The 12,048-nt window shown below is 66.5% G+C and carries 7 protein-coding genes; 4 read left to right on the plus strand and 3 right to left on the minus strand.

The window, feature by feature from the left end:
- Positions 1–4: 4 nt before the first annotated feature.
- Positions 5–2,818 (minus strand): TonB-dependent receptor domain-containing protein, encoded by a 2,814-nt coding sequence (locus E4A53_RS11110; protein WP_136163181.1) that lies wholly within the window; start codon positions 2,816–2,818, stop codon positions 5–7.
- 476 nt (positions 2,819–3,294) lie between these two features.
- Between E4A53_RS11110 and E4A53_RS11115 the strand changes: the two genes are divergently transcribed.
- The 3 genes from E4A53_RS11115 to E4A53_RS11125 are packed head-to-tail and all read left to right on the plus strand — an operon-like array spanning position 3,295 to position 7,734.
- Positions 3,295–4,497 (plus strand): acyl-CoA dehydrogenase, encoded by a 1,203-nt coding sequence (locus E4A53_RS11115; RefSeq protein ID WP_136163182.1) that lies wholly within the window; start codon positions 3,295–3,297, stop codon positions 4,495–4,497.
- Positions 4,498–4,507: 10 nt separating this feature from the next.
- Complete coding sequence (locus E4A53_RS11120) at positions 4,508–6,697, plus strand: thiamine pyrophosphate-dependent enzyme (protein ID WP_136163183.1); 2,190 nt, start codon at positions 4,508–4,510, stop codon at positions 6,695–6,697.
- Positions 6,694–7,734, plus strand: a complete 1,041-nt coding sequence (locus tag E4A53_RS11125) for an ACP S-malonyltransferase (protein ID WP_136163184.1) — start codon at positions 6,694–6,696, stop codon at positions 7,732–7,734. Before E4A53_RS11120 ends, E4A53_RS11125 begins: the two co-directional genes overlap by 4 nt.
- Before the next feature lie 17 nt (positions 7,735–7,751).
- Here the strand turns inward: E4A53_RS11125 and E4A53_RS11130 are convergent, their stop codons facing one another.
- Positions 7,752–9,299, minus strand: coding sequence for a S10 family peptidase (locus E4A53_RS11130; RefSeq protein WP_136163185.1), 1,548 nt, complete (start codon positions 9,297–9,299; stop codon positions 7,752–7,754).
- A 44-nt stretch (positions 9,300–9,343) separates the two neighbouring features.
- Positions 9,344–10,288, minus strand: coding sequence for an aminotransferase class IV (locus E4A53_RS11135; protein ID WP_136163186.1), 945 nt, complete (start codon positions 10,286–10,288; stop codon positions 9,344–9,346).
- A gap of 113 nt (positions 10,289–10,401) precedes the next feature.
- Between E4A53_RS11135 and E4A53_RS11140 the strand changes: the two genes are divergently transcribed.
- Entirely contained in the window at positions 10,402–12,021 is a 1,620-nt protein-coding gene (locus E4A53_RS11140) for an amidohydrolase family protein (protein ID WP_136163187.1), read from the plus strand.
- The last annotated feature ends 27 nt before the right edge of the window (positions 12,022–12,048 follow it).

Below are 12,048 nucleotides of genomic sequence, written 5' to 3' on the forward strand. Positions count from 1 at the left end.
GCGCCTAGATCTTGACGCGCAGACCAACGCGGAACGTACGCCCAAGCAGATCGTACAGCGCCTGGTTGGTCGCCGGAATGGACGGCGAGCTACCGTCAGGCCCGGAAGCGACGACAGCCGGGTCCTTGTTGAACAGGTTGCTGACGTTCAGGAATATCTGAGATTCCTCGCCAGCTACGCTGAACTGGTAGGTCAGGTTGGCGTCGACGTAAAAGGCGCCCTTGATCCGGTTGTTGTTGATCGTCCGGTTGTCAGGGGTCGAGGCCGGGCAGTTCGCCGTGCACTCGACATAGGCGTTGCTGTAGACGCCGGAACTGATTCCCCGTCCGGTCAGGGTGAACGACACCGGATCGTTCGAATAGGTGGCCGACATCCGGTACAGCCAGTTCGGCGGCGAGCTTCCGGTGTTCTGGCCCGCCTCTTCTATCGGCACGCCCAGGCCGGTGTCGGTATAGTCCTTCAGATAATGGGTCGCCATCGCCCGGAACAGGAAGTCCCCGCCAAGCTTCGACGAGATTCTGTCGAGCGGCGTTCGATAGGACATCTCGAAATCGATGCCCTGCGCCTTCTGGGTGGCGAAGTTGAACGGGCTTTCGAAGATCTGGAGATTGGTGCCGTAGGCATTCGGGCCGCGCACGACGGCGGCGCAATAAGCGGTAATGCCTTGATGGCAGCGGTCGATGGCGACCTGCGCGGTGACCGATCCGATACCGCCCTTCAACCGGATGTCGTAATAGTCCACCGACAATCCGACGCCGGGCAGGAAGGTGGGTTCCAGCACGACACCGACGCCCCACTGGTCGGCCTTTTCCGGGGCAAGGCTGCGGTTGCCGGTCGTCGTACCGGCGAAGGGCGTGGAGACGTTGTTGTTGAACGGATCCTGCACCGCGTTCACCCGCGTGCTGCCCCCCTGGAACAGCTCGGCCAGATTCGGCGCGCGGATGTCGCGAGACCGTGTCACGCGGAACCGGATGTCCGGGATGACCTGATAGGTCAGCCCCGCCTTCCAGGTGGTGACATAGCCCGACGTGCTGTAATCGGTGCCGCGGATCGCGCCGTTGAACTCGAAGCCTTTGAAGATCGGGACGAGCGCCTCGAGATAGGCCTCGGTGACGTTGTACTTGCCGAAGCTGGGAAGGAAGTTGCCGACCGCCCAGCCGGTCTGGAACGCGGTGTCGACATGGCCGCTGATCTGCTCGCGGCGGTGCTCGGCGCCGATCGCCAGCGCGACCGTGCCCGCCGGCAGCTGGAAGGCGTCGAACGACAGGTTGATCGCCGCGACGTCCTGCGTGAACTTCTGGTTCCGGAACGGATGGCCGATCACATAGTCTATCGCCGCCTGGCTCGCGACGCCGATGCCCATGCGGTTGAGCGGCACGCAACCGTTGGTCGGATTGGCGACGCTGGACCGGCAGACGATCTCGCCGGTCACCGGGTGGAATATCGCGTCCTGCGCCAACGCCAGCCGGCCGTTGTTGGTCACGTCGCGCGCCATCTCCATCGTGCGGGTGACGCCGTGCTGGTAATAGGCGTCCCAGCGCAGGCTGGTGCCGAATGCGTCGAACTGGCCGTTGGCGCCTATGACATAACGTTCCGTTTCGCGTTCGGTGTCGACCTTCCTGGTGGGCAGATCGACGTTGGTCGTGCCCATCATGAATTCAGTGATGCCAAGGGCGTCCAGCTGCTGCTTGACCGAAGCCGGGATAAACGCGTTGTCCGAATAGATCCTGACGTTGCCCAGACTCTGCAAAACGCTGGTGATGCCCACCGATTGCATGCGGTTGAACGATGCCTGCGCGAAGAACTCGACATTATCGGCCACTTCGTAGCTGAGCCGTCCGAAAATCCCCTTGCGGTCCTCGCTGGGCTCAAGCGCCTGGTAACTGTTGATCTGGACCGATTCCCAGTCGCCGCCGATCATCCAGCGATCGCGCACTACGCCGTAAGCGAATTGGCCGGGCGTGCCGCCGACGCCGAAATAGGTCCCGCGCAGCGCCGTATCGGTGATGATGCCGCCGGGCGTGCCGTTGCTGAGGCCCGCCTGATTGACGATCAGCCGCTCCGGCTCGCCATTGCCCGGCGCGTAGGCCGGGTTGGTGATCTGGTACCAGCCCTTGCGGTTCCAGGCCCGCGGCACGCTCAATATACCGTCTTTCTTGGCATATTCGCCGCTCAGCAGAATATGGCCGCGCCCGCCGGCGAAGCGCGCGCCACCGGTCAGCGCGACGTTGAAGTTGCCACCGTCGCCATAGGTGGTCTCGCCGCCCTGGACCGTCGCCTTGAAACCGGTGAATTCCTTGTCGAGGATGAAGTTCACCACGCCCGAGACCGCGTCGGAGCCGTAGGCGGCCGAGGCGCCGCCGGTGACAATCTCGACGCCCTTCACCAGCGCCTGGGGAAAGTTGTTGACGTCGACGACGCCGGACGCCGTCGCCGCCACCGAACGCTGGCCGTCCAGCAGAACCAGCGTCCGCTCGCTGCCCAGCGAGCGCAGGTTGAGCGCGTTGATGCCGGCCGCCCCCGAGCTGATGCTCAGATTCGACGTGGCCGGGGTCGAACTGCCGACCAGCGCCGGTATGTCGTTCACGAAATCGGCAAGATTCGCCGAAGCCCCGCGGTCGATCTCCTCGCTGCCAACGACGGTCAGCGGGGTCGGCGCATCATACCCGTTGCGGGCGATGCGGGACCCGGTGACGACGATCAGCCCTTCCTCCTCGGCACCCGCCTGCCCGCTTCCTGGCCCCTGGGCAAATGCTGCACCGTGAAAAAGCGCGATCATCAACGCCCCGCGAGAAATGCAGGCGGCGAACTTCGTCATGGTTATTCCCCTCCGTATCCCATTTATTTTAATAACGTTCCGCCATGATACCGACCCGCCTGCCGCAATAGCTGGCGTCTTCTTTGGCACATCCCCCGGAACGACATATTTGCTTCGCCATTGGTAAGGCGAAGATGGGTTCTTCATGATGTTTTCGTGCTGGCGGAGTGTGGCGGCATCGCCTGGCGAAAGGAAGCCCGCAGCCTATCGCAAAGATGATCCATCCCATACCCAACGGCTATCCATTCCAGTGCGGACGGATAGCCCGGCCGGCCCATCGGCCGGTGAAGCCATGCGAAACCGGCGACCCATTCCGATTCTGCATCAATGCATGAAGTCAAAGCATTGGAATGCCCCGGCGGAACACCGCAAAAGCGGCATCGGCCGGCCGATATGCGGGGTCGCGCAACAGGCCGTATCTCCGACCATATTCCCGGCCTTCCTGAGCAAAATGATCGCGCGAGGACATGTCTTTGATGCCTGATAGTTCACCACGCCCGGCAGCAGGCTTCGCGTGGAACGATCCGTTCCTGCTCGACGCGCAGTTGACCGACGAGGAACGGATGATCCGCGACGCCGCGCGCGCCTATGCGCGGGATCGACTGCAACCCCGCATCACCGCCGCCTTTGCAGAGGAGCAGACCGACCCCGGGATTTTCCGCGAGATGGGCGCGCTCGGTCTGCTCGGCGTGACCGTCGACCCGGCTTATGGCGGCGTCGGTGCCGGCTACGTCGCCTATGGGCTGATCACCCGCGAGGTCGAACGGGTCGACTCCGGCTACCGTTCGATGATGTCGGTGCAGTCGTCGCTGGTGATGTATCCGATCGATGCCTACGGGTCGGAGGAACAGAAGCGCAAATACCTGCCCCGGCTGGCGACCGGCGAATGCATCGGCTGCTTCGGCCTGACCGAGCCGGACGCAGGCTCCGACCCCGGCGGCATGAAGACCCGCGCGATCAAGGTTGACGGCGGTTACCGGCTGAACGGCGCAAAGACGTGGATTTCCAACGCGCCGATCGCCGACCTGTTCGTCGTCTGGGCCAAGTCGGACGCGCATGGCGGCCAGGTCCGCGGCTTCCTGCTCGAAAAGGGCATGAAGGGCCTGTCGGCGCCGAAGATCGGCGGCAAGCTGTCGCTGCGCGCCTCGATCACCGGAGAAGTCGTCCTTGACGATGTCGAGGTCGGCGAGGACAGCCTGCTGCCGGGGGTCGAGGGGTTGAAGGGCCCGTTCGGCTGCCTCAACCGCGCCCGCTACGGCATCAGTTGGGGCGCGATGGGCGCGGCGGAGGCGTGCTGGCACGCCGCGCGCCAGTACGGGCTGGATCGCAAGCAGTTCGGCCGCCCGCTCGCCCAGACCCAGCTTTTCCAGAAGAAGCTGGCCGACATGCAGACCGAAATCGCGCTCGGCCTTCAAGCCAGCCTGCGCGTCGGGCGGCTGTTCGACGAAGGCCGGATGGCGCCGGAGATGATTTCGGTCGTCAAGCGCAACAATTGCGGCAAGGCGCTCGACATTGCGCGGATGGCGCGTGACATGCACGGCGGCAACGGCATATCCGAGGAATATCAGGTGATGCGGCACATGGTGAACCTGGAGACCGTCAACACCTATGAAGGCACGCACGACGTCCACGCGCTGATCCTCGGTCGCGCGCAGACCGGTCTGCAGGCCTTCTTCTGAGGGGGCGGTGATGGATCGGGTACAGATCGTCCACGACAATCTCCTGCGCCGGGTCGGTGATCGCGACCTGCCCGCGGGGCGGCCGCCGGCGGGGCCGTTATCGCCCGAACAGGCAGTCTCGATCTTCCGCTCGGGCTGCCTGTCGCGCGCGCTCGACCGGGTCAGCCGGAGCATGCAGGCGCGCGGCCAGGGCTATTACACCATCGGCTCGTCCGGCCATGAGGGGATGGCGGCGGTCGCCGCCGCGCTCCGCCCCACCGACATGGCGTTCCTCCACTATCGCGATGCCGCCTTCCAGATCGAGCGGTCGACGCAGGTGCCCGGCCAGTCGATCGCCTGGGACATGCTGCTGTCCTTCGCTTGCAGCGCGGAGGACCCGATCTCCGGCGGCCGCCACAAGGTGCTCGGCTCGAAGGCGCTGAACATCCCGCCGCAGACCTCGACGATCGCCAGCCACCTGCCCAAGGCGGTCGGCGCCGCCTATTCGATCGGCCTCGCCCGCCGCGTGCCGCCGGAGCACAAGGCGCTGGCCGAAGACGCGATCGTCGTCTGCTCGTTCGGCGACGCGTCGGCCAACCACTCGACCGCGCAGGGCGCGTTCAACACCGCGCAGTGGACTGCTTTCCAGTCGGTGCCGCTGCCGCTGCTTTTCGTCTGCGAGGACAACGGCATCGGCATTTCCACCCGTACGCCCAGCGGCTGGATCGGCGCCAGTTTCTCCGCCCGGCCGGGCCTGCGCTATTTCGCCTGCGACGGCCTCGACCTCTACGATACGTTCCGGGTGGCGAGCGAGGCGGCCGCCTTCGTCCGCAACCGCCGCAAGCCGGCCTTCCTCCACGTCCGCACCGTCCGCCTCTACGGCCACGCCGGCGCCGACATGCCGACGACCTACATGGATCGCGAAACGCTGGAAGCGGAGGAAGCGAACGACCCGCTGCTCCACGGCGTCCGGCTGCTGTCCGAAGCCGGCGCGCTGGCGCCGGACGACGCGCTCGCCATCTACCGGGACACAGAAACCCGCGTCGAACGCATCGCGGCGGAGGTCGTCACCCGGCCCCGACTGAGCACGGCGGAGGAGGTGATGGCCCATCTGATCCCGCCGCCGCGCCCATGCCGGCGCGGCAACGGCCCGTCGGCCGAGGCGCGAACCCGGGCGTTCGGCGGAGACCTGAAACCGCTTGAATCCCCGCAGATCATGTCGCGCCTGATCAACTGGGCGCTGATCGACCTGATGCTCGATCACGACGAAATCGTGCTGATGGGCGAAGATGTCGGCCGCAAAGGCGGCGTCTACGGCGTGACCCAGAAGCTGGAGGCGCGCTTCGGCCGCGCCCGGGTGATCGACACGCTGCTCGACGAACAGTCGATCCTCGGGCTCGGCATCGGCATGGCGCATAACGGCTTCCTGCCGATGCCGGAAATCCAGTTCCTCGCCTATCTCCACAATGCCGAGGACCAGTTGCGTGGGGAAGCGGCCACCCTGCCCTTCTTCTCCAGCGGCCAGTTCACCAACCCCATGGTGGTGCGGATCGCCGGCCTCGGTTATCAAAAGGGCTTTGGCGGCCATTTCCACAACGACAATTCGCTCGCCGTTCTGCGCGACATACCCGGGCTGATCCTTGCCTGTCCGTCCAACGGCACCGATGCGGCGATGATGCTGCGCGAGTGCGTGCGGCTGGCGCGCGAGGAACAGCGCCTTGTCGTGTTCCTCGAACCGATCGCGCTCTACCCGATGCGCGACCTGCACGAAGCGGGCGACGGCGGCTGGCTGCACCGCTACCCGGCGCCGTCGGAGCGCGTTGGGTTCGGCGACGTCGGCCGGCACGGCGACGGCGAGGACATCGCGCTGCTCACCTTCGGCAATGGCACCTATCTCGCCCGCCAGGCACAGAAGCGGCTGGGGGGCGAAGGCATCGCCGCCCGCGTCATCGACATTCGCTGGCTGTCGCCTTTGCCGGAAGACAATATCGTCGCGGCGCTCGACGGCTGCCGCCGCGTGCTGATCGTCGACGAAACCCGGCGCAGCGGCGGCGTGGCGGAGGCGCTGATGGCCCTGCTCACCGAACGCACCGAAATTCCGCACGCGCGGCTGACGGCGGAGGACAGCTTCATCGCCACCGGCCCGGCCTATGCCGCGACAATGCCGTCCGCCGACAGCATCGTCGCCGCCGCGCGCGCGCTGACGGGGGAAGACCGATGACAACGGCAGTGGTCATCTGTCCGGGACGCGGCACCTACAACAAGGCGGAACTGGGCTATCTCGGCCGCCACTTCCCCGATCCGGCGCTGCTGGCCCGGTTCGATGCCCAGCGGCGGGCGGCCGGCCAGCCGCTGCTCGCCGAACTCGACGGCGCCGACCGCTATGCGCTCGCCAGCCACTCGCGCGGCGACAATGCCTCGGCGCTGATCTACGCCGCCAGCCTCGGCGATTTCATGACGATCGACCGCAGCACGATCGATATCATCGCGGTCACCGGCAATTCGATGGGCTGGTACACCGCGCTCGCCTGCGGCGGCGCCCTGTCGGCCGAAAACGGCTTCCGCGTCGCCAACACCATGGGCACGCTGATGCAGCAGGCGCTGATCGGCGGCCAGCTGATCCACCCGTTCGTCGGCGAGGACTGGCGCCCCGACCCGGCCCGCCACCGGCAACTCTGCGCGCTTGTCGATGACATCGCCGCCCGGCCGGGCCACGCGCTTTACCGCTCGATCGAACTGGGCGGCATGCTGGTCGTCGCCGGCAACGACGCCGGGCTCGCCGCGTTCGAGGCGGCGGTGGAGCCGACGCAGGGGCGTTTCCCGATGCGGCTCGCCAACCACGCCGCCTTCCACACCCCGCTGATGGCTCCTGTCGCGGAGCAGGGCCGCCAGCAACTTCCGGCCGATCTGTTCCACGGCCCCGCCCTGCCGCTGGTCGACGGGCGCGGCGCAATCTGGTGGCCGGGCGCCAGCGATCCCGCCGCGCTGCGCGCCTATACCCTCGGCACCCAGGTCGTCGAAACCTACGACTTCACCCGCGCGATCCATGTCGCCGCGCGCGAATTCGCGCCGGATCTGTTCATCGTCACCGGGCCCGGCACGACACTGGGCGGCGCGATCGCGCAATCGCTGATCCTCGGCGGCTGGCGCGGCATGGCGAGCAAGGACGATTTCCGCTACCGCCAGGAACAGGAACCGATCCTGGCGGCAATGGGCATGCCGGAACAGCGCCCGCTTACCACCGGCTCCGCCGCGTAGGCTCGTCGGCGTCCCGCTCAGGGCGTCGGCGTGCCCGGATTCTCATCGTAGAAGCGGTCGAGCACCGCCTTGAATTCGGCCATCGCCGCCGGGTTGGTGTAGATCATGTGGCCGGCCTCGAAATAGCTGAAGGTGACGTTCTTCTGCAGGCCGGCGTCGATCGGCATGTGCTTCACGTCATACTCCGCCTTGAAGAACGGCGTTGCCAGGTCGTAATAGCCGTTCATCGTCAGCAGCTTCATGCTCCGGTTTTCCCGCATTGCCTGCGCTAGGTCGATCGCGACGTTGGCCAGCGCCATCCGGTTGCCCGCCGGCCCGGTATGGCCGCGGTCCCAGCGCCCGCGGATATTGCCGTAATTATGCGGGCGGTATTCCAGTTCGGCCGGGTAGCCGAGCGTACCGAACAGGTAATCGTTGAGGACGGTGACGAACGGCCCGGTATTGAAACTGGCCGTCGCGTCATATTCCGGCACGGCCCCCTGATTGTCGGCATCCCGCCCGATCGCGCGGGAATCGAGCCGGCCAACGGTCTGTCCGCGGTCGCGCAGCAACTGCTTGCGGAACGTCCCCTGCTCCGGCCGCAGATTGGCGTCGAGGATCAGCGATTCGGGCAGGCCGGTATAAGCGCTGTACTGCCGCGCGATCGCCTGCCGTTCCTCGGCGGTCGCCTCATACCCCTTGGCCAACACCCGCGCATAGGGGCCCCGCGCCCATTCGCGTACCTCGGTCAGGAACGGCTCCAGCGCCGCCGGCCGGCTGGCAAGGCGATCATGATACCAGGCCGTCGCCGCATAGCTCGGCATCCAGTTGATATAGGCTTCGTCGAAGCCGGACTGGTAAATGCCGTGGTTGAGGTTGACACCGAGCAGGATCACGCCGTTCAGCTTGATTCCGCCGCCCTCCGCCGTCCCCAGCTTGTACGCCAGCCCGGCAGCCCGCGTCGTGCCATAGCTTTCGCCGAACAGGTATTTGGGGCTGTTCCACCGCTTGTTGATCGTCAGGTAGCGCCGGATTGCGCGCGCGAAGCTGTCCACATCGGCGTCGACGCTCCAGAAATCGGCTTCCTTCGCCTTGCCCGCCGCGCGCGACAGGCCGCCGCCGATCAGATCGATGAACACCATGTCGGTACGGTCGATCATCGAATAGGGGTTCTCGGCCAGCCGATAGGGCGCCGGCGCGATCGTCGTGCCTGCCGGAAAGGCGATCCGCACCGGCGCGATCGAGCCGAGGTGCAGGAACATGCTCGCCGACCCAGGCCCGCCGTTGAACAGGAAGGTTATCGGCCGCTCCGGCGTCCCGGCCGGGCGGTCGGCGACATAGCCGACGTAGAACATGCTGGCGATCGGCGCGCCGGCATCGTCGCGAATGATGAGCGTACCCGGCGTAACCGTATAGGGGATGGTCCGCCCGGCGACCGTCACCTTGCCGCGGCTCGGCCTGGCCGTCTCGATCTGGTCGGTCGCCGCCTCGGGTGCGGCAGGGGCAGGCCCAGCCGCGATGGCGACACCCGGCGCCAGTACTCCGAGCGCCAGTGCCGCCCACAATCCCCGCAACCGTTTCGCCATCGCCTTTCCCCCTGTCCGATTCGGCCTGGCCCGGTCGCCCCGCGTCAGATCGTCGTTATTCTGCTCAGATAGGACTCGCCGATCGCGCACGTGACCGGCCCGACCCCGCCGTCGCCGATCTTGCGCCCATCGACCGACGCAACCGGCGTAATCCCGCCCAGCGTGCCGGTGACGAAGGCTTCGTCGGCCGAATAGACCTCCGCCAGCGTGAAATCCTTTTCGCGAACCACGCCGATCTCCTCGGCGTAAAGCGCCATCACCTTGCGCCGGGTGATGCCGTTGAAATTGCACGCGCCGGTCGACGTCCACAGTTCCTTGCCGCGGACGATGAAGAAGTTCGTCGAATTGCAGCTCGCGACGAAGCCGCGCTGGTCGAGCATCAGCGCCTCGTCGCAGCCGGCGTTCAGCGCCTGGATCAGCGCCTGGATCAGGTTCAGCCGGCTGTGCGAATTGAGCCGCAGGTCGAACACGTCCGGCGTGCTGCACCGGAAGGTGGAGGTCAGCAGCTTCAGCCCGGTCCGCGTCGCGGTGGGGATCAGCGCCTTGTATTCGGCGACGATGACCATCGTCGGTGTGCCGACCGCGAAGCGCGGGTCCTGGGACGGTGTCCGCTTCAGCCCGCGCGTCACCATCAGGCGGATGTGGACGCCGTCGCGCATGCCGTTCGCGTCGACGGTCGCGCGGATCGCCGCTTCGACCTCGCGCCGGTCCTTGCCGAGATCGAGATCGATCGCGCACAACCCCTCGAACAGCCGGTCGATATGGTCGTCGAGTGCGACGAGCCGGCCATCGACCAGCCGTACCCCTTCCCATACGCCGTCACCCATGGCGAAGCCGGAATCGAACACCGACACCACCGCCCGCGAGCGATGGAAGAACGCGCCGTTCACATACACCTGGACATCGTCGTTGCGCGGATCGCGCGGATAGACCTGCGCGCCGGAAAAGCTGGTTGCGCTTTCACCGCTGTCGCTGGCGGAAGAGATCATCAAACCGGCCCTTTTCGCTATGTTCTCACCGCCCGGCTCTAGGTTTGATATAGACGATTGTCAACAATCGACCTATCCGATAACAGCTGCCTGTCGATGGAGGGAAAAGGCCTATGGCGAGACGGGACGAAGCCGGGTGGACAGGCGGCTTCCGGCGTGGTGGGACGGGACTGGCGTTGACCCTGTTCGCCGGCATGGCGATACTGCCGGCCGCTGCCGCCCAGGCCCAGCCGACACCCGCTGCCACGGTGGAGGCGCCACGGCAGTTTGACCGGCTCGCCATCCGCAATGCCTGGCTGATCGACGGCACCGGGTCGCCGCTGCGCGGGCCGGTCGACATCTTCATCCACGGTGGCACGATCACCGACATCCGCGACTCGGTGCCGATCCGGTCGAGCACCGGCGCCGCGCTGTCGGCCGACAGCGGCGCCGTCGCGGTGGATCGGGAGATCGACGCGACCGGCAAATACGTGATGCCGGGGCTGATCGACACCCACGCCCATCTCTATCCGCCGACGCCGCGCGCGTTCATCTACAACCTGTTTCTCGCCAACGGCGTCACCAGCCTGCGCAATCTCGACGGGAATTTCGGCTTCGGCACTACCGTGCCGGAAGGGATCGTGGCGGAAAAGCGCCGGATCGCCGCCGGGCAGGTCGTCGCGCCGCGGCTGTGGGTCTATCCGTTCCTGCCGGACTCGGTGAAAACCGCCGCTGACGTCCCCGCGTTGGTCAAGCGCTGGCACGCGATGGGCGTCGACGGGATCAAGCTGGTCAAGGTCAGCCAGCAATATCCCGACATGCTGAAGGCGCTCGGCGCGGAGACCCGGCGCTACGGCATGGGGCTGGCGGTCCACATTCCGCAAAGCGCGTCGCCGGCGGTCAACGCGCTGGTTGCCGCCGAAAGCGGCGTCACCACCATCGAGCATCACTACAGCTACCCCGAAACCGCCCTGCGCGAGACGACGATCCCGGTCCTCGCCCCCGGCTACAACTATGGTGACGAGCGCCAGCGCTTCCGCGAGACGCTCGCCCTCTGGCTACAGGCCGACATGGACAGGCTGAAGGCGGAAACCGTGCCGGCACTGGTCAAGGCCAGCCGCGAAGGCCGGTTCACGATGAACCCGACGATGGTCGTCTACGAAAAGCAGCGCGACCTGACCCGCGCCGCCAACGCGCCCTGGCTCGACCATTACGCCCGGCCGGACGACCTGCGCCGCTGGCGCACGCCGGACCCGACCCGCCACGGCGCGATCTTCGACCGCTGGACCAGCATGGACGAGGCGACGGCGGCACAGGCCTATCGTCGCTGGATGGCGTTCATCCGCGAATATGTGAAGCAGGGCGGCCATCTGTCGGTCGGCTCCGATTCGGGCGGCCCGTTCCAGCTCTATGGCTTCCAGACCATCCGCGAACTGGAACTGCTGCTCGAAGCCGGGCTGACCCCGCTGGAGGTGATACGCGCCGCCACCGAGGACGGCGCCCGCACCCTCCAGCAACCGAATATGGGCGTGCTGCGCCCGGGCTTCGCGGCGGATCTGCTGATCGTCGACGACAACCCGCTGGAGGATTTCAAGGTGCTGATGGGCCGGCCCCCGATCGACGCCGCCGGCAATCCGCAACGCCGCAGCCGGATCCGCAACGTCATCGTCAACGGTCGGGTGCTTGACCCCGACCAGCTTCTCGCCGACGTCGAACGGATCGTCGCGGCGGAAAAGGCCGCCCAGCGCCCGTAACCGGCCGTGGCCCCAGACACCGGACCC

It is taken from the genome of Sphingomonas flavalba (assembly GCF_004796535.1).
Lineage (GTDB): Bacteria > Pseudomonadota > Alphaproteobacteria > Sphingomonadales > Sphingomonadaceae > Sphingomonas_L > Sphingomonas_L flavalba.